Genomic DNA, 17,336 nt, shown 5'->3' with positions numbered 1-17,336 from the left:
TATGAACACAACAACAGTAAAAGCATACGGAACAGAGGCAGCCGATACGCCTCTAAAGGAAATGAACATTGAACGTCGTGAGCTACAGCCTCACGATGTAGAATTTGAAGTATTGTATTGTGGTATTTACCATTCCGATTTACACCAAATTCATAACGATTTTGGTATGACGGCTTATCCAATAGTTCCTGGTCACGAAATTGTAGGTCGTATTACAAAAATAGGTAGTGACGTTTCCGATTTTAAAGTAGGAGAATTGGCTGCCGTTGGTTGTATTGTCGATTCTTGTCAAACCTGTCAGCATTGCGACGAAGGGCAGGAGCAATATTGCGATTCCTTCCCAAAGTTTTCTTTCAATTCTCCAGATAAATATTTAGAAGGAAAAATGACCTATGGCGGATTCTCAAAAACCTATGTTTGCGAAGACAAATATGTATTGCACATGCCAGCTTTTGAAGATTTAGCTTCAGCAGCGCCTTTATTGTGTGCTGGTATTACAGTGTATTCACCATTACGTTATTGGAATGCAGGTCCGGGTAAAAAAGTAGGTGTTTTAGGAATAGGAGGTTTAGGGCATTTAGCTATTAAAATAGCCAAAGCCATGGGCGCTGAAGTAACTGTATTCACAACTTCACCAGAAAAGGTAGAAGACGCTAAAAGACTAGGTGCAGACAACGCTGTTTTAAGTAAAGACCCTGAGCAAATGAAAGCCTATATGGGAACTCAGGATTTTATTATTGATACCGTTTCTGCTAAACACGATGTAAACACTTATTTAGGTATTCTAAAAATTGAAGGCACTTTGGTATTGGTTGGTTTGCCTCCAGAACCTTTGGAAGTAGGAGCCTTTAACGTGGTAATGGGTAGAAGAAGTTTCGCAGGTTCCAACATTGGAGGTATAAAAGAAACCCAAGAAATGCTAGATTTCTGTTACAAACATAACATTGTAGCAGAATCTGAAATCATTTCAATGCAACAGGTAAATGAAGCCTTTGAACGATTGGAAAAAGGTGATGTAAAATACCGTTTTGTGATTGATATGCAGTCGCTCAATTAATTGTATGTGTGTTTAACACCTTAATGTAATTTAATACAAATGCCGTTAGAAAAGGAATAACCGAGGATGTGGCAAAGCAGTTTTAGAGTTTGATTTTATTAATAGTAAAAATCATATTGCTAATATCGCCTTCAACTTCATCAATTCTAGAATTGGTGTAAAATAGATAGCCATTATAGATGCTAAACGTATCTGCCCATTTTACGGCATCACTTTTAAAAAAGGTGCTTAATTTGCCCTCTGGCGATAAAACATCTATTTTTTGTTGTTTTAAATCGGCGAGATATAAATTTTGATTTTCGTCAAAAATCATGCCGTCGGGAGCTCCAGTAATGGCTTCTTTTTTAACGGCATTTGCTATTGCAGTTTCAGAACCATTTACTAAAACGCTTGTGGGTGCAGAGTATAATGTGTACCCTGTTAAACTGTGGTAGTAGAGTCTGTTATTGCTTATGTTTAATGCAATGCCGTCGGAATGAACTGTGTTTTTCCAAGTTTTATTTTTAAAATTAAGTTGACCGGTTTCGGCTAATACCGAAGGGTGCTGGTCGAGCACCCTTTTACTTGTATTGCTATTTAAATCGTAAACGATAATGGCACCTTCATTAGAGTCTGTAATAAAAATAGCATTGTTGGTGTCGTCTATTCTTAAATCGTTTGTGTAGGAATTTGCTTTGTAACTTGATGTATCTAGTTTTAAAATACGATCCAAGCTATTGTCTGATAAATTGAAAACATAAATTCTAGGAGCATCAATAACTCCTTGCCATAACGGATTTCTGGTGTCTAAAACATAAAGCTTGTTGCGATGTGCAATTACCGATTGCACAGCAACAAAAACAGAATCTTGAACTTCTTGTTGTGTATTCCAACTGTTCCATTGGGCATTGGGGTAAGGTATAGCAGTTCCATTTTCAGAAACTTCTACAACAGCGTGTTTAACATGTGGTCTCCATCGTGGAAAATTTGCAAATATTCTCCCAGAAGAACTTACTGAAACCCCAGTAACTTGTTGTCCTTTAAATTGCGCGACTGTTATGGCTTTTATACTGTCGTTGTCTTGCTGTGTTTCTGCGTTAGAGTTGTTAGAATGTTTACAGCTAACAAAGCTAATAAGCATAAATAGAAAAAAGTAAGGTAAAAAGCGTTTCATAATTGAAAAGGAATTAAAGAACATGTGTTTTAGAAAGTTACTCTTTTATGGGGAATATACGTTGCAAATGATTCAAATAATTTGTTTTGTGTATGTTAAGTGCATCAGGTGTGTTGTTTTTTTCAACGTCGTGAAAATGAAGACTTGGTAATGCCTTTAAGGCTAAAAACTCGTTCATTCTATGAAATCCAAATAATATACCTTCGTCTACAGGTGTTTCCTTAAAAAACTCTCCGGGTAGGGTAAAGGCTGTTTCTGGTGCATTCCAAGACGTGGTTGCCATATAGTGTTTGCCTTGCAACAGGCCACCTGTGCCGTAGTTTATGTTTGGATTTTCGGCTTTTCTTCCGTCGCTATAATACAAGCCCTTGCGATGCCCAGCGGTAAATACTTTATCTATATATTCTTTTAAGGCATAAGGCATGCTCATCCACCAGATTGGGAAATGATAAATAATCACATCGGCCCATAGGTATTTATCTATTTCTTCGTGGAGATTGTAAGGTGAATTGATATCGGTAAATTTTAATTCGAAGCCATTGGCTTCAGTAAAATACGTTTTATCTAAATCTAATAACGATTTATTGAAGAGTCCTCCGCTATGGGCAAAAATTTTTCCTCCGTTTATTACAAATATCTTTTTCATGGTGTGTTTTCTTTAAGATTACGAGGCAAAATTACGAGGGTTTTTATAATAATAAAAATAATGTAAATTTGCATTATGTATAATTTAAATTATGGATATGCAAGCGAATTTAGAGTGGTTTAGAACGTTTAAAGCTATTTACGAAACAGGTACTATGAGTGGTGCTGCTAAGCAGTTGTATGTCTCGCAACCTGGAGTAGGGTTGCATTTAAATGCTTTAGAGGGATATACCGGTTTTCCATTATTTGAGCGTACGGCGCGAAAAATGATACCTACAGAACGCGGTAAATTATTATATCAGCAAATTAATAGTTCGTTAAAAGGTTTAGAGGATATAGAACTGCGGTTTAAAAAGAAACCTGGTGCACAGCGGGCAACTTTAAATGTAGGGATGTGCGTTGAAACGTTTCAGCAGGCATTAGAAAAATATTTACCGAAATTGGATTTTAATTTAATTATGCAATTCGATACCAACGAAACGCTTACCGATGCTTTAGAAAAAGGAGCGATAGATCTTATTTTAACATCTAATGTTAGTAACAATAAACAATTGGTTTTTGAACCTTTTACAGTAGAAAAATTGATTTTGGTGGCAGGTAGAGATACAAAATTATCGGAATTTGAAGCCTTAGATAAGTCGGATAAAACCGATTTAAAGCAGTGGTTGAAAGACCAATTGTGGTATAATACAGCTTCCGATTTACGGTTACTAAAGTTGTTTTGGGAACAAAATTTTAACGAGCTTCCAGATTTTCTGCCCAATTATATTGTCCCTAATAAATTCTCTATTATTAGGTGTTTGTCTATTGGAGCCGGTTTGGCTGTATTACCAGATTTTATTTGTAAAGACGCTTTAGCGCATAATCAGGTGCGTAAAATTTGGGACGGATATCATCCTGTAGAAAGTACTTTGTATTTTGGCAAGCGCAAACAATCTATCTTAGATAAGGAAATAGAAACTATTCAAGATATGTTGTGTAACGAATATGACGATGCAAAACGGGTTGAGCTTACCGCTTAATTTAATTGGTGTTTTGTTGCGTGTTATTATCTATCAGTTTTAAATTTCCTTGATAGGTAATACTGTTTCTGTTGGTGCTATTTATATTTACACTTGCATTTTCGGTGCCAGAAGCACGTAAAGTAACATCGAAACTTTCGGTTTTATTATTGGCTTTAAATGTTACCAAGATGTTTCTTTTTTTCTCGTTGTACGTTACTTTGTAATCTGTTAACGGGTCTTCAAATGTTATTCCTCCACTGCCCCCGTAATTGGTCATTATTTGTACAACACCAAAGTAAGGCAGTTCTGCTTTTGCGTCATCATTATTAATGGTCATAAAATTGGGGTTGGTCATTAAGTTAATTCTGCCGCCACCTTGTGTTAAGGCCCATGTCGCTTCAAAAGTGTAGATTTTGGAATCTATTAACGATTTCAGGATGTTAAACTCTTGCATTTCGCGTTCTTTTTTTGCGGCTTTCTTTTCTGCTTTAGTTTGCGAAAACATTATCCCAGAAATTAGTATAAGGCAAAAGGTTATTAGCTGTTTCGTTTTCATAGTGCTATTTGTTTAAAAATAGAGCGTAAAATCCTTATAAATTTAAGAAAATAACACGAGGTTGCAGTAAATTAACGGTTTTATATAATAGATTGCAGTGCGTGTGTTTATTTCGCTTCATTTTATTTAAATTTAAACTATTAATAGAACTTAACACGATATATGAAAAAAGCCAATTCTGTTTTTAAATATTTTTTATCGGGCACCTTGTTTATAGTTGTGCCTTTGCTTTTGGTTATCATGTTATCGGGGAAGGCGTTGCACTTACTTACGCCAATAACCCATAAAGTAACAGAGGCTTTAGATTTAAAATCGGTATTTGGGCCAGCGGCAGTTTTGGTGGTAGGACTTTTAATGTTGGTACTCATTGGTGTTTTGTGCGGTTATTTTTTATTGAACTGGTTTTTAAAACACTGGAGCAATACTTTTGAAGAACGTTTGTTTTACTTTTTGCCATCGTTTCAAATGATGAAATATAGGTTGGTAGAAGAAGATGTGTATAAAAAGCAAAATTTTTGGGAACCTATTTTACTAAAAGAAGAAACCTTTTATTTAATCGCTTTTATTACAGATAAAAGTCATCCGGAAGTCATTGCTGTTTATGTGCCCGATGCACCTAAAATGGATGCTGGGGAAGTGCGTTATTTTAAAAAAGGAGATATTGAATACTTGCCAATAACAATGAAGCAGGCCATGAATGCGCTTAACCATTTTGGAAAGGGAATGGATGTTGCATTCTCCAAAGCGTGATGGAGTTAGTGTGAAATTTTCCTCAAAAAAAAGTTAAACTATTACATTTTAATAGTATTACTATTATATTTGCTGGGCTATGGAAAATTTGCCAATACATATTGTAATTAATCCAGATCTTTTTATAAAAAATCCTAACTCTACCAGTTTGGGTAAACGCATGGTAAGTGAAGGAATTGCATTGATAGATGCCTGTGGTTTCGAAACTTTTACCTTTAAAAAGTTAGGAACAGCTATCGGGTCTAACGAGAGTTCTATTTACAGGTATTTCGAAAACAAACACTATTTTTTATTGTATTTGGTAAATTGGTACTGGAGTTGGGTAGAGTATAAATTGGTATTTGCAACTGGTAACATTACCTCACCAAAAGACAAATTATCTAAAGCCATTACAGTACTAACAAAACCTGTAGAAACCGATCAGGATTTTAGTTATATCGATGAGGTTGTGCTACACAAGGTCATCGTTTCGGAGTCTATTAAGTCTTTTTATACTAAGGATGTAGATCTCGAGAACAAAAAAGGGTTTCACGAGGTGTATAAGCGGGTTGTACAGCGTGTTAGCGATTTGGTAGCCGCCGTTAATCCAAAATTTGAATTTCCTACCATGTTGGCCTCTACCGTAATAGAAAGCTCGTTGCAACAGCAATATTTTTCAGAACATTTACCAGGGCTAACCAATACCATTAACGATAAAGACGATATGGTTACGTTTTATTTGCAACTGGTTAACAAAACGGTAGTAGAATAAATTAAGAAATATGTTAAGTGATAAACTGTAACATTAAGAAAATAAAAAATTAAAAAGAAAAATAATATGACGCCATGGAGCCGTTTTATAAACTTACTTAAGTTAGACAAAAAAGATATTCGACAGATATTCTATTATGCCATTTTTGCTGGTCTTGTGGCTTTAACTTTACCCTTAGGTATTCAGGCCATTATTAACTTGTTACAAGGCGCACAAGTCTCTACATCGTGGATTATACTTGTTGTTTTGGTAACCTTAGGCGTCGCGTTTCAAGGTGTTTTACAGGTTATGCAAATGCGAATTTTAGAGTCGGTGCAACAAAAAATATTTACCAGGGCTTCTTTCGAGTTTGCATATCGCTTTCCGAAAATACAAATGAAAGAGCTTTATAATTATTACCCTCCAGAATTAGCCAATCGCTTTTTCGATGTATTAATAATTCAAAAAGGGTTATCTAAGATTTTAATAGATTTTCCAGCGGCAGCGCTTCAAATTGTTTTTGGTCTTATTCTGTTATCGTTTTATCATACCTTTTTTATTTTATATGGATTATTATTGGTATTGCTTATTTATTTTGTGTTTCGATTTACAGCAAGAAGAGGTTTAGATACCAGTTTGTTAGAGTCTAAAAATAAATATCGGGTAGCGCATTGGATTCAAGAAGTATCTCGGTCGTTAACAAGTTTTAAATTGTCTGGAAACACCTCTTTGGCCATGGATAAAAACGACGATTTAACAGCAGCGTATTTAGATGCAAGAGAAAATCACTTCAGAATATTAATTCTTCAGTTCTTACAGCTTGTAGGTTTTAAAATTTTGGTTACCGCAGGGTTGTTAATTATAGGAGGTCTTTTGGTGCTTAACCAACAAATGAATATTGGGCAATTTGTAGCGGCGGAAATTATTATTTTATTGGTAATTACTTCGGTAGAGAAGCTTATTCGCGGTTTAGAATCGGTGTACGATGTGTTAACATCTCTAGAAAAAATAGGTCAGATTGTCGATAAGGAATTAGAATCGCAATCTGGAGAAGATCCATTTCAATTAGATAGAGATTTAAAAATTGAATTAGAAAATATAACGTATAGAAATCCAGAAGGTATTAAAATATTAAGAGAATTAAATTTTAAAATTCAGCAGGACAGTCGTATTCTTTTAGATGGAAAATCGGGATCAGGCAAAACAACCTTGTTAAAAATATTGTCTGGATTGGTAGTGCCTACCTACGGAGCGTTTTATGTAAACGACGTGTCTATGTTAGGAATTTGGCCTAATAAGTATCGTGCTAATGTTGGGCAGGTTTTACCTTCTCAATTACCTTTTGAAGGGACAATCTTAGAAAATATAACCTTTGGTAGAAAAGATATATCTATAGGATATTTAAATGAAGTTTTAGAAAATTTAGGTTTGTTGGCTTTTGTAAAAACGCAGCCTAAAGGATTAAACACAATTTTATATCCAGAGGGGCAACAAATCCCGTTTACAGTATCTAAACGCATTTTGTTGGCTAGAGCTATAGTGCATCAACCTAAATTATTGTTATTAAAAGATCCGTTAGAGTATTTAGAAAATGAAGAAGCCGAGCGTTTAATTAAGTATTTAACAGCTAAAGAACGCCCTTGGGCTTTGGTAGTGTCTAGCCAGAACGAAAATTGGAGGGCGCATTGTAATAAAATTATAGAAATTTCAAACGGAAAAATCATTAATAAAGCGGCTTTATAATGTTAAACATTTCTCAGAATCAGCTTAATAAAAAAATATCGTTACAAGCGTTTAAATCTTATCAAAAAGCATTTTCTCCTAAAAACAGCAAAATGTTTAATCGCTTGCTCATTATATTTTCGATTATCATTTTAATAGTATTGTTTTTACCCTGGACGCAGAACGTAAGCGGTAGGGGTTATGTGACGACCTTAACACCAGATCAACGACCACAAACAATACAATCGCCTATACCAGGACGTATAGAGAAATGGTATGTTATGGAAGGCGATTATGTGCACAAAGGCGATACTATATTGCATATTTCGGAAATAAAAAACGAATATCAAGATCCTAATTTGGTAGCGCGAACCAATGTGCAGAAAGAAGCCAAAAGTAGGGCCGTAGTATCGTACCAAGAAAAAGTGAAAGCTTTAGAAGGGCAAATTGTAGCGTTGCAAAACGAGCGGCAGTTAAAATTAACCCAAGCCAAAAATAAATTAGAGCAATCTAAATTTAAAGTGGTTAGTGATAGTATGGATTTGGTTGCTTTAAAAAACAATTACGATATTGTAGAACGCCAATACAATCGAACCCAAACCTTGCAAAGCGAAGGTTTAAAAGCCATGACCGATGTCGAGGAAAAACGAGTGAAATTACAGGAAGCACAAGCTAAATTAATTGCTCTCGAAAATAAATTATTAACGTCTAAAAATGATGTTATTAATGCACGGATTGAAATTAGTCGTATTTCGGCCGAATATGCCGATAAAATAGCAAAATCGCAGAGTGATAAATTTACAGCAGAATCCAATCAGTACGATGCGCAGGCACAAGTATCGAAGTTAGAAAATCAATCTACCAATTACGAAATCCGTAATAACTTATCTTACATTCGTGCCCCACAAAACGGATACATCACTAAAGCATTAAAAGGCGGAATTGGAGAAACCTTTAAAGAAGGCGAACAAATTGTAGGTATTATGCCAGCTAATTACCAGTTGGCAGTAGAAACATACATTACCCCAATAGATTTACCGTTGTTACATATAGACGACGAAGTGCGTATTCAGTTCGATGGTTGGCCTGCGATTTTCTTTAGTGGGTGGCCCAATACGTCGTATGGTACGTATGCAGGGCATATTGTGGCAATAGAGTCGTTTATTAGTGCAAACGGAAAATATAGAGTGCTGGTTGCCCCTAATAACGATTCGAATGCCTGGCCGGAACGTTTAAGTGTGGGCTCTGGTGCTTATACCTTCTCGTTGTTAGAAGATGTGCCTATATGGTTTGAGATATGGAGAAGACTAAACGGATTCCCACCAAATTACTACCAGCCAGAACAAACCGATAAAACAAAAGATAAAAAGTAATGAACAATTTAAGAACTATTGTTTTATGCTATGCTTTATTTTGTTTGGGCAATGTGTTGTTTGCTCAGCATGAGGTTGTAAATCCGTCTAATGTATTATCGTTCGAAGAGTTTTTAGGGTATGTAAAAAAGTATCACCCTATAATGAAACAGGCCGATATTACTTTAAGTAGTGGTGAAGCTAATTTGCTGAAAGCACGTGGCGGATTCGATCCTAAAATAGAAGTAGATTATAATCGCAAAAAATTTAAAGGCACCGAGTATTACGATGTATTTAATACGGTTTTTAAAGTCCCAACTTGGTATGGTATAGAGTTTAAAGCCAATTACGAAAATAATACAGGCTACTATCTGGACCCTAGTTTAACCGTGCCCGAAGACGGTTTGTATAGTGCCGGAGTGTCGTTTTCTTTAGCGCAAGGTTTGCTGATAGACGAGCGTATGGCTACTTTAAAAAAGGCGAAATTTTTTAGAAGCCAAACCGAGGCAGAGCGACATTTACAAATTAACGATTTACTCTTTCAGGCCAGTAAAGCATACTTTAATTGGCTACAAGCAGTTACAGAACAACAGATTTACGAATCGTTTTTAATTAATGCCAAAGAACGGCAAGATGCTATTGGCCGTAGTGTTGAAACTGGCGATAAGGCAGAGATTGATTTTACCGAAGCTAAAATTACATTCCAAAATAGGCAGCTAGGTTTAGAAGCTGCCAATTTAATGGTGAGAAAAGCCAGCTTAGAACTTAGTAATTATTTGTGGATTAACGATATTCCTATGGAAGTACAAGACGGCATCCTACCTATGCTACCTTCTGTAGAAACCCTTCAAACATCTTTGTTAATTGAAGATTTAGAAAACAATACCGATTTTTTAGATACTCACCCAAAAGTAATGAGCCTAGATGCTAAAATAGGGGAGTTGGGAGTTGATAAATTTTTAAAAACCAATAAGCTATTGCCGAAATTAGATTTGCAGTATAATTTCCTTACTCAAGATGCCGATCGGTTAGATTCGTTCAATACAGCTAATTATAAGGCTTATGTTAATTTTAGTATGCCGTTGTTTTTAAGAAAAGAACGTGGCGATTTACGATTAACTAAATTAAAATTGCAGGATGCTAAATTAGATAGAATGAATGCCGTGTTAAAGATTAAAAATAAGGCAGAAGCCATTCAAGCAGAAATTTCGTCTTTAGAGACCCAAAACGAGTTGATTAAAAATATTGTAAGCGATTACGAAACGATGGTTAAAGCCGAAGAGCGAAAATTCGAGTTGGGAGAAAGCTCCTTGTTTTTAGTCAATTCGCGCGAGCAAAAACTTATAGATGCCCAGATTAAAGAAAACAATTTAATTACCAAGCGCTTAGAGGCTATTGCTAAGTTATATAACAGTTTGGGTTTATCTATTTAGAGGGTTTTAGGTGTAATTTCTTCAGTTGGAAGAAATTAACTTGCTCAAAGTAAGGGTTTGCTTAAAAAATGTTATCTTTTAGGAAAACCCTAAACCATGTACAAAATATTTATGCTGTTATGTTGCATGCTTTTGTTAGACTGTCATCAGGAAACAAAAGAAAAACCAGAACATTCAAGTTCTTCAACAGAGTTGTACAATACTCCCGATATATTTCTGGGCGATTTGTTTGAAGCGGTGCAAACCTCTAATGTATTTTTAGATAGCAAAACCTTTGTAGATTGTCGGCCTAAAATATCTTATGCAGAGATTTCAAAGCTCTATCAATCTCAAAAAAACAATTCCGATTTTAATCTAAAAACTTTCGTAAAAACGTATTTCGATTTGCCGAATTCCCATGAAACCGTATTCGTTTCAGATACTTCTAATTCGGCGACTACACATATAAAACGTTTGTGGCCGGTATTGAAGCATCAAGGTAAGCCTAATAATATTAACAATACCCTTATAGAACTGCCTAACCCGTATATTGTGCCAGGTGGGCGATTTCGTGAAATATATTATTGGGACTCGTATTTTACCATGTTGGGTTTAGTTGCAAGTAAAGAATTTGATGTGGTTGCAGATATGCTCGATAATTTTGCTTATTTAATAGCGACTTATGGCCATATTCCTAATGGTAACAGAACGTATTATTTATCGCGATCGCAACCGCCATTTTTTGCTCAAATGATCGATTTACTGGGGCAGTACAAAGGCGATTCTATTTATGAAAATTATAAAGTAGAACTGCGTAAAGAATACGAATTTTGGATGGCTCATAACTCAAATAAAGCAATAAATAAACATGTTGTTAATACCAAGTTTGGTGCCATGAACAGGTATTACGACGCCTTTAATAAACCCAGACAAGAGGCCTATAAAGAAGATGTTAAATTGGCTCAAGATTTTTCGGCAGATTCGTTAGTCTATAAAAATTTAAGGGCTGCTGCCGAATCTGGTTGGGATTTTAGTTCGCGTTGGCTTGCAGATGGTAAGCGGTTAGGAACAACTGAAACCTTAAATATAATTCCGGTAGACCTACAAGCGTTAATGTATGGTATGGAAACTGTTTTAATACGTAGTTTCAAAAATGAAGATCCTGAGTTTGTTACAGCATTAAAAACCAGTCAGGCAAATCGGATTACATTTTTGAATACTAAACAGTACAATCAAACTTTAGGAGTTTTTGAAGATTATAATTTTAAAACCCAAAAGCAAACAAATCGCTTGTCGCTAGCTATGGTTTACCCGTTATATTTTAATATGGCGACAGACGAGCAGGCTGCATCTGTAGCAAAATACATCGAAACTCATTTTTTGAAACCGGGAGGTGTTGTTACTACAAATAATGAAACTGGCGAACAATGGGATGCGCCTAACGGTTGGGCGCCATTACAATGGATGACTGTTATTGGGCTGGAACGTTACGGACATTATGACTTGGCCACTACAATCATGCAACGCTGGACTGCTTTAAACGAGAAAGTTTATGAAAATACGGGCAAGTTTGTCGAAAAATATAATGTCGAAGACCTCAGTCTTCTGGCTGGTGGTGGAGAATATGCCCTGCAAGATGGTTTTGGTTGGAGCAATGGTGTGTATTTGGCTTTTAAAGAAAAGCTAAAACAAAGGCCTTGAAAAGCGCTTTAGGCATGGTTTTTTCATTAGTACTCAAATTAAAAGATTATATATGAGTACACCTTCTACTTTACAACATATTAAATATTCGGTATTAGATTTAGTACCTGTATTACAAGGTAAATCCCAGCAGCAAGCCATGCATAATGCCTTAAGTTTAGCGCAACATGCCGAGCGGTTAGGGTTTTATAGATTTTGGATTTCGGAGCATCATAATATGGATAGTTTGGTGAGTTCGGCTACAGTGGTACTACTGGGATATATTGCCGAAAATACATCCAAAATACGTGTGGGTTCTGGTGGTATTATGCTTCCAAATCATGCGCCCTTAGTCGTTGCCGAGCAATTTGGTACGTTAGAAACCTTATATCCAAATCGCATAGATTTAGGTATTGGCAGGGCTCCTGGAACAGACCAGCGTACAACCTTGGCTTTGCGTCGCGATAAGCAGGAAAGTGTTCAGGATTTTCCTAATCATTTAATAGAATTACAGCAGTATTTTTCCGAAGATAATTTTTCCGAGGCGGTTCGGGCCATTCCGGGCGAAGGTTTGGACATTCCTATGTATTTATTGGGGTCTAGTACTTTTAGTGCCAAACTGGCAGCGCAAAAAGGCTGGCCATATGCTTTTGCAAGTCATTTTGCACCAGCACAATTGTTTAATGCACTTCATATTTATAATAACGAATTTCAGCCATCGGCGGTTTTACAATCGCCTTATGCTTTTGCTTGTGTAAATGTAATTTTAGCCGATACAGACGAAGAAGCCCATAAATTGGCAACGAGTTTATATCAATTGGCTATGGGAATAATAACCAATACCAGACGCCCTTTACAACCGCCAATACCTACGATGGAAGGTATCTGGAATCTGCCGCAAAAAGAGATGATTTTAAGTATGCTTCAGTATACTTTTATAGGCAGTAAAACAACTGTAGCCAAGCAATTAGAAGATTTTGTGTTGCAAACACGGGTTCAGGAGTTAATTGTAGTGTCTCATATTTACGATCTAGAAGCGCGAAAACATTCTTACACATTGCTTAGCGAATTGTTTAAATAAAAAAAAAGACCAGAAACTTCTGGTCTTTTTACTATTCTATAGTTTTATAATTTTTAATCTTTAAAAGGCTTATAGTTGAATTTTTGTCCGCCAACAGAAGCTTCAGCCATTAAACCACCTTTAGTATGGGTAAAAACAGCAACGCCATCTTTGTATTTGGCATCTAAACTTTCTCCAGATTTTATGGCAGTTGCCGATACGCCAGCATCAAAAGTGAATTTACCTTCTTTAAATTTATCGACTTCTTCTTTACTTTCAAAAAAGATAACTTCTATAAGTGCTTGACCTCCGGCTGTTAAACCAACATTTAATTCTTTTACGCTGGCCATGCCTTTTTTCTTGCCATATTCGTAAAGTACACCGTTGCCTGAAGCGCCTCCAACTATAAATCCGCCTTTTCCTACATTTGGAAAAATAACACAACCAGCAGATTTATCGAAATACTCTCTTAAACTCGGGTTCACCTCCAATAAAGTCGCTACAGCATCATCGGCATCTTTTATAATTTTTTTGTCTTTTTCGGATTGTGCAGAAAGCGAAACAGAAAATTGAGCGAGGAGCAAAAATGTAATTAAGGTTTTAAGTTGTTTCATGATTTTATTATTGATTAATTAATTCATCTCTAAGGTATTAAAACTTTTTTTAAGACAGTATTATTTTGTTAAAGTTATTTTTTTAATCAACTTGCTGTAAGGGAGATAGATGTTCGTGTGTTATTTTCCATGTATTATGGTACTTTACAAATACAAGTGTAATTTGTCTCCATAAAGGTACAGCCTTGTCGTTAATTGTTGGAATTAAATTGGCATTACAAGTTACAATTGCGACATCTTCAAATACATTTATTTTCAGGTCATTTAATTTGTATTCGAAAGCAGAAATACTTTCTATTAATTGTCGTTCATAAGCTTCGTTTTCTTTAGCATTTGTTCTAGGTAATCCTCCTCTGAATTCTGTGAATTTATCGTTGTAAAGATGAAATGAAAGTAATTGGTCTACATCCTTATTTTTGATGCTTGTAAATAAACTATCTAATACCTGTTTTATTTCATGTTGGGCTTCTGGATATGTTTCGGTGATAGGGTTAGTGGTTTTAGTTGTAGTTTCTGGTTTTTTTTCTTCGTCTTTGCAACTGAATATACAGTAGCAAATCATTATTATTAAGAGTGGTAGTTTAATTGTTTTCATAAAAGAAGTTTTAATGGTTAATAGAGATTATGATTACATTTTTTAGCACTAATGGCATAAACCATGGGAATTGTATTGCTTAGATGTTTTATTCTGAATTTTCCAGGCATAGCTTCTATGGTTTCTTCAAAACAATCGTAGGGCGAATAGTCGTATTCTTGAAATGTTATGAGTTTTAAATCTTGAGACATTAGTGCAGTAATGACTTCGCTTAGAGCATGGTTCCAAGTAATGGTCTTGGTGCTTATGTTTGCTGTTTTATCGGCATAAGTTCCCGATTCAGTTTCTATTATAGCATCCGATTTAAAATAGCGATAAGCTATAGTTTTAAAATCATCATCAAACATCCATACAACAGGATGAAATTCTACAAAAACAAACTGGCCATTAGGTTTAAGGTAGCGGTTAATTAGTTTTGCCCATCGGTTTAAATCGGGCAACCACCCTATAGTGCCGTAACTTGTAAACACGATGTCGAACGTGTCGTTTAAATAATTAGGAAGTTCGTAAATATCGCAGCACACAAATTGGGCATTAAGCTGCAGTGTTTCGTTTAAACGTTTCGCCGTTTTTATAGCTTCGTCGGATAGGTCTACTCCTGTAACTTGAGCTCCCATACGTTGTAGTGATAGCGAATCTTGTCCGAAATGGCATTGTAAATGCAGTATTTTTTTCCCCTTAACGGATTCAAGGAGTTGGAGTTCGATATCATTTAACGAGTTTTTGCCTTTTAGAAATCCTTCAACATCATAAAATTTAGAGTTAAGATGTGTTTTTGTTTTTGCATTCCAAGAAGCTTTATTAATGGCAATATAATTTTCTTCGGGTGTCATAACTCGTGTATTAAAAATGTAATTGCTTGTTACATACAATGGTTAATTAACTGTAATATTCAATTCTTTTTCAACAGTACAATAGGCATCTCCATTTCTTACAGTAGGCTTAATTTTTACTGTGTAGTCGCCAGAGTTGGTGTAAGTGTGCGTTGCTGTAGTACCAGAAATGGTTTGTTCGGCAGAACCATCTCCAAAATCCCATTTAATGTTATTATCCAAAGTTTCTTCGCCATCGTAGGTTACTGTGAATGTAATGGTTTTTACATTGTTTGAGTCTGCTGTATGGTTTATTTTAAAGTATGCACCTTCAAATAAACAATCAATTACGTTATCAGGATCATCATCACTACAGCTAAAAATCCCTGTACAAACGGATAATAGTACAATACTTAATAATTTTAATTTTGACATCATATAATATTTTAGGTTGAATTATTTATTTTAATGTAATTTACTGAAAATCAATATTAAAAAATAGTTTTAAAACGAAAAAAAGTAGCGTTATAGCATTCGTTTGTAATGTTGAAGCCTGTTTGAAAGACATTTTTTTATGACGTTAAATCGTTTTAAAATTATGCATGCATAATAAAATTGACTTATATTTGTTAGACATCAAACTCATATTATGCAAACCAAATTAACCGAGCTTTTAAGTATTTCGCACCCTATTATTATGGCGCCAATGTTTTTAGTGTCTAATGTTGCTATGGTAACAGAGGCGATGAAAAGTGGTATAGCGGGTTGTATTCCTGCGTTAAATTATAGGACTTTACCAGAGTTAAAAGCCGCTATAGAGGTATTGAAACGGGAAAAAGTTAGTGGCGGAGCATTTGGGTTTAATTTAATAGTTAATAAATCTAACCCAAAATTTAAAGCACAGTTAGAGTTGTTGTGCCAAGAAGGGTGCGATTTTATAATTACCTCTTTGGGAAGTCCAGCCGAAACTATAAAACAAGCACACAAGGTTGGCATAAAAGTATTTTGCGATGTTACCGATTTAAATTATGCGAAGAAAGTTGAAGGTTTAGGTGCCGATGCTTTAATAGCTGTAAACGATCTGGCAGGAGGGCATCGTGGTAGTCTGTCTCCTAAAGCTTTAATACAAGAATTGACCCTAAACTGTAATATTCCTGTAATTTCTGCAGGTGGAGTAGGTACAAAATCCGATTTCGAACAGATGTTAACATTAGGTGCCGAAGGCGTTTCTATTGGCAGTCCATTTATTGCTTCGGAAGAAGCAAATGTTACGGCCGAATACAAACAAGCCTGTGTAGATTACGGGGCGAAAGATATTGTTATGACCGAGCGTATCTCGGGCACACCTTGTACGGTAATTAATACACCGTATGTGCAGCAAATTGGAACAGCACAACCATGGTACGAAAGGGTTTTAAACAAGCATAGAAAACTAAAAAAATGGGTGAAAATGGTTCGTTTTTCTATCGGTATGCGGGCTACCGAAAAGGCAGCAAAGCAAGCGACTTATAAAACGGTTTGGGTGGCAGGGCCTAGTATAGAACATACAACAAGTATTCTGCCGGTAAAAGCTATTGTCGCACGGTTTCTTAACTAAAATTATTTAGTACTATACGCCTTAAATACTGTGTCTTTTAAAACATCCCATTCTTCTTTTAGAATACCATAACAGCAGGTGTTGCGTTTAAAACCATCTAATAGATACACGTTTTTTCGTAAAATACCTTCTAAGTTAGCACCTAATTGTTCAACCGCTTTTCTGGAGCGCCAATTGCGTTCGTCTATTTTAAAGGCTACTTTTTCAAATTGCATAATTTCGAAAGCATGGTTTAGCATTAAAAATTTCATGTGTTTGTTTAGTCCTGTGCCTTGAAATTCGTAACCAATCCAAGTCGACCCGATCTCGATTACCTTGTTGTTGTAGTCTATGTTCATAAATCTGGTGCTTCCTGCATAAGCAGCATTTTTCTTATCGAAAATAATAAAAGGAATACAGGTTTTATGGTAATAGCCATCTACGGCTGTTTGTACATAATCTTTAAAGGCTTCTAGTGTTGCAATATTTGAAGGTGAATACTGCACTAAATCTTTTTGGGAAGCAATGTGTTGTATATGAGCGTAGTTGCTTAAATCTAATAATGAAAGTCGTACGCGTTCGTTTTCTAAATGTTGAATGTTCATAGCCTAAATAAAA

General features: G+C 35.5%; 18 protein-coding genes. 10 read left to right on the top strand and 8 right to left on the bottom strand.

Annotated features, from left to right (window positions below):
- Window position 1: 1 nt before the first annotated feature.
- Window positions 2–1,057, top strand: coding sequence for an NAD(P)-dependent alcohol dehydrogenase (locus ACR9EA_RS10685; protein ID WP_435132672.1), 1,056 nt, complete (start codon window positions 2–4; stop codon window positions 1,055–1,057).
- Window positions 1,058–1,139: 82 nt separating this feature from the next.
- On the opposite strand, the gene ACR9EA_RS10680 is transcribed toward ACR9EA_RS10685, so the two are convergent.
- Both ACR9EA_RS10680 and ACR9EA_RS10675 read right to left on the bottom strand, forming a co-directional pair.
- The gene (locus tag ACR9EA_RS10680) at window positions 1,140–2,210 is read right to left on the bottom strand and encodes an L-dopachrome tautomerase-related protein (RefSeq protein WP_435132669.1); all 1,071 of its coding nucleotides are present in this window, start codon (window positions 2,208–2,210) and stop codon (window positions 1,140–1,142) included.
- A 37-nt stretch (window positions 2,211–2,247) separates the two neighbouring features.
- Window positions 2,248–2,856, bottom strand: coding sequence for an NAD(P)H-dependent oxidoreductase (locus tag ACR9EA_RS10675; protein WP_435132667.1), 609 nt, complete (start codon window positions 2,854–2,856; stop codon window positions 2,248–2,250).
- 97 nt (window positions 2,857–2,953) lie between these two features.
- Here ACR9EA_RS10675 and ACR9EA_RS10670 point away from each other — a divergent pair, with 97 nt between their 5' ends.
- Window positions 2,954–3,877 (top strand): LysR family transcriptional regulator, encoded by a 924-nt coding sequence (locus ACR9EA_RS10670; protein WP_435132665.1) that lies wholly within the window; start codon window positions 2,954–2,956, stop codon window positions 3,875–3,877.
- Window position 3,878: 1 nt separating this feature from the next.
- Here ACR9EA_RS10670 and ACR9EA_RS10665 read toward each other — a convergent pair whose 3' ends face one another.
- Window positions 3,879–4,415: a DUF4251 domain-containing protein gene (locus tag ACR9EA_RS10665; protein WP_435132663.1), complete on the bottom strand. Its 537-nt coding sequence runs from the start codon at window positions 4,413–4,415 to the stop codon at window positions 3,879–3,881.
- Window positions 4,416–4,577: 162 nt separating this feature from the next.
- Here ACR9EA_RS10665 and ACR9EA_RS10660 point away from each other — a divergent pair, with 162 nt between their 5' ends.
- The 7 genes from ACR9EA_RS10660 to ACR9EA_RS10630 all read left to right on the top strand — a co-directional run bounded on the left by ACR9EA_RS10660 (window position 4,578) and on the right by ACR9EA_RS10630 (window position 13,142).
- Window positions 4,578–5,165: a hypothetical protein gene (locus ACR9EA_RS10660; protein WP_435132660.1), complete on the top strand. Its 588-nt coding sequence runs from the start codon at window positions 4,578–4,580 to the stop codon at window positions 5,163–5,165.
- 79 nt (window positions 5,166–5,244) lie between these two features.
- A complete protein-coding gene (locus ACR9EA_RS10655; RefSeq protein WP_435132657.1) occupies window positions 5,245–5,916 on the top strand; it encodes a TetR/AcrR family transcriptional regulator in 672 nt (223 codons plus the stop codon).
- Between the two features lie 66 nt (window positions 5,917–5,982).
- The gene (locus ACR9EA_RS10650; RefSeq protein WP_435132654.1) at window positions 5,983–7,638 is read left to right on the top strand and encodes a peptidase domain-containing ABC transporter; all 1,656 of its coding nucleotides are present in this window, start codon (window positions 5,983–5,985) and stop codon (window positions 7,636–7,638) included.
- Window positions 7,638–8,990: an HlyD family secretion protein gene (locus ACR9EA_RS10645; protein ID WP_435132651.1), complete on the top strand. Its 1,353-nt coding sequence runs from the start codon at window positions 7,638–7,640 to the stop codon at window positions 8,988–8,990. The genes ACR9EA_RS10650 and ACR9EA_RS10645 overlap by 1 nt, the downstream gene beginning before the upstream one ends.
- Window positions 8,990–10,402, top strand: a complete 1,413-nt coding sequence (locus ACR9EA_RS10640) for a TolC family protein (protein WP_435132648.1) — start codon at window positions 8,990–8,992, stop codon at window positions 10,400–10,402. Before ACR9EA_RS10645 ends, ACR9EA_RS10640 begins: the two co-directional genes overlap by 1 nt.
- Before the next feature lie 96 nt (window positions 10,403–10,498).
- Window positions 10,499–12,082 carry an alpha,alpha-trehalase TreF gene (gene treF / locus ACR9EA_RS10635; RefSeq protein WP_435132646.1) on the top strand — a complete coding sequence of 528 codons (1,584 nt, stop codon included), beginning with the start codon at window positions 10,499–10,501 and terminating at the stop codon, window positions 12,080–12,082.
- 52 nt (window positions 12,083–12,134) lie between these two features.
- Window positions 12,135–13,142: an LLM class flavin-dependent oxidoreductase gene (locus ACR9EA_RS10630; protein ID WP_435132643.1), complete on the top strand. Its 1,008-nt coding sequence runs from the start codon at window positions 12,135–12,137 to the stop codon at window positions 13,140–13,142.
- Window positions 13,143–13,195: 53 nt separating this feature from the next.
- Here the strand turns inward: ACR9EA_RS10630 and ACR9EA_RS10625 are convergent, their stop codons facing one another.
- The 4 genes from ACR9EA_RS10625 to ACR9EA_RS10610 form a co-directional block, all read right to left on the bottom strand.
- Complete coding sequence (locus ACR9EA_RS10625; RefSeq protein ID WP_435132640.1) at window positions 13,196–13,735, bottom strand: YSC84-related protein; 540 nt, start codon at window positions 13,733–13,735, stop codon at window positions 13,196–13,198.
- A gap of 82 nt (window positions 13,736–13,817) precedes the next feature.
- Entirely contained in the window at window positions 13,818–14,330 is a 513-nt protein-coding gene (locus tag ACR9EA_RS10620) for a nuclear transport factor 2 family protein (RefSeq protein ID WP_435132637.1), read from the bottom strand.
- Between the two features lie 17 nt (window positions 14,331–14,347).
- Window positions 14,348–15,163 carry a class I SAM-dependent methyltransferase gene (locus ACR9EA_RS10615; RefSeq protein ID WP_435132635.1) on the bottom strand — a complete coding sequence of 272 codons (816 nt, stop codon included), beginning with the start codon at window positions 15,161–15,163 and terminating at the stop codon, window positions 14,348–14,350.
- A 42-nt stretch (window positions 15,164–15,205) separates the two neighbouring features.
- A complete protein-coding gene (locus tag ACR9EA_RS10610) occupies window positions 15,206–15,580 on the bottom strand; it encodes a PKD domain-containing protein (protein ID WP_435132633.1) in 375 nt (124 codons plus the stop codon).
- A gap of 211 nt (window positions 15,581–15,791) precedes the next feature.
- On the opposite strand from ACR9EA_RS10610, the gene ACR9EA_RS10605 reads away from it, so the two are divergent.
- Window positions 15,792–16,739: an NAD(P)H-dependent flavin oxidoreductase gene (locus ACR9EA_RS10605; protein ID WP_435132631.1), complete on the top strand. Its 948-nt coding sequence runs from the start codon at window positions 15,792–15,794 to the stop codon at window positions 16,737–16,739.
- A 2-nt stretch (window positions 16,740–16,741) separates the two neighbouring features.
- Here the strand turns inward: ACR9EA_RS10605 and ACR9EA_RS10600 are convergent, their stop codons facing one another.
- The gene (locus tag ACR9EA_RS10600; protein ID WP_435132629.1) at window positions 16,742–17,323 is read right to left on the bottom strand and encodes a GNAT family N-acetyltransferase; all 582 of its coding nucleotides are present in this window, start codon (window positions 17,321–17,323) and stop codon (window positions 16,742–16,744) included.
- Window positions 17,324–17,336: the final 13 nt, after the last annotated feature.

Origin of the sequence: Formosa sp. A9 (assembly GCF_051200825.1) — a bacterium.
In the GTDB taxonomy this organism is placed as follows: domain Bacteria; phylum Bacteroidota; class Bacteroidia; order Flavobacteriales; family Flavobacteriaceae; genus Formosa.
This window is presented reverse-complemented; position numbering and strand designations above follow the sequence as displayed.

Bases quoted from the DNA above. Each gene is read 5' to 3' on its own strand.
- ACR9EA_RS10665 (WP_435132663.1), bottom strand. From the start codon at position 4,415: ATGAAAACGAAACAGCTAATAACCTTTTGCCTTATACTAATTTCTGGG.
- ACR9EA_RS10675 (WP_435132667.1), bottom strand. From the start codon at position 2,856: ATGAAAAAGATATTTGTAATAAACGGAGGAAAAATTTTTGCCCATAGC.
- treF (WP_435132646.1), top strand. From the start codon at position 10,499: ATGTACAAAATATTTATGCTGTTATGTTGCATGCTTTTGTTAGACTGT.
- ACR9EA_RS10615 (WP_435132635.1), bottom strand. From the start codon at position 15,163: ATGACACCCGAAGAAAATTATATTGCCATTAATAAAGCTTCTTGGAAT.
- ACR9EA_RS10650 (WP_435132654.1), top strand. From the start codon at position 5,983: ATGACGCCATGGAGCCGTTTTATAAACTTACTTAAGTTAGACAAAAAA.
- ACR9EA_RS10660 (WP_435132660.1), top strand. From the start codon at position 4,578: ATGAAAAAAGCCAATTCTGTTTTTAAATATTTTTTATCGGGCACCTTG.
- ACR9EA_RS10625 (WP_435132640.1), bottom strand. From the start codon at position 13,735: ATGAAACAACTTAAAACCTTAATTACATTTTTGCTCCTCGCTCAATTT.
- ACR9EA_RS10685 (WP_435132672.1), top strand. From the start codon at position 2: ATGAACACAACAACAGTAAAAGCATACGGAACAGAGGCAGCCGATACG.
- ACR9EA_RS10670 (WP_435132665.1), top strand. From the start codon at position 2,954: ATGCAAGCGAATTTAGAGTGGTTTAGAACGTTTAAAGCTATTTACGAA.
- ACR9EA_RS10610 (WP_435132633.1), bottom strand. From the start codon at position 15,580: ATGATGTCAAAATTAAAATTATTAAGTATTGTACTATTATCCGTTTGT.
- ACR9EA_RS10605 (WP_435132631.1), top strand. From the start codon at position 15,792: ATGCAAACCAAATTAACCGAGCTTTTAAGTATTTCGCACCCTATTATT.
- ACR9EA_RS10620 (WP_435132637.1), bottom strand. From the start codon at position 14,330: ATGAAAACAATTAAACTACCACTCTTAATAATAATGATTTGCTACTGT.
- ACR9EA_RS10600 (WP_435132629.1), bottom strand. From the start codon at position 17,323: ATGAACATTCAACATTTAGAAAACGAACGCGTACGACTTTCATTATTA.
- ACR9EA_RS10655 (WP_435132657.1), top strand. From the start codon at position 5,245: ATGGAAAATTTGCCAATACATATTGTAATTAATCCAGATCTTTTTATA.
- ACR9EA_RS10640 (WP_435132648.1), top strand. From the start codon at position 8,990: ATGAACAATTTAAGAACTATTGTTTTATGCTATGCTTTATTTTGTTTG.
- ACR9EA_RS10680 (WP_435132669.1), bottom strand. From the start codon at position 2,210: ATGAAACGCTTTTTACCTTACTTTTTTCTATTTATGCTTATTAGCTTT.
- ACR9EA_RS10630 (WP_435132643.1), top strand. From the start codon at position 12,135: ATGAGTACACCTTCTACTTTACAACATATTAAATATTCGGTATTAGAT.
- ACR9EA_RS10645 (WP_435132651.1), top strand. From the start codon at position 7,638: ATGTTAAACATTTCTCAGAATCAGCTTAATAAAAAAATATCGTTACAA.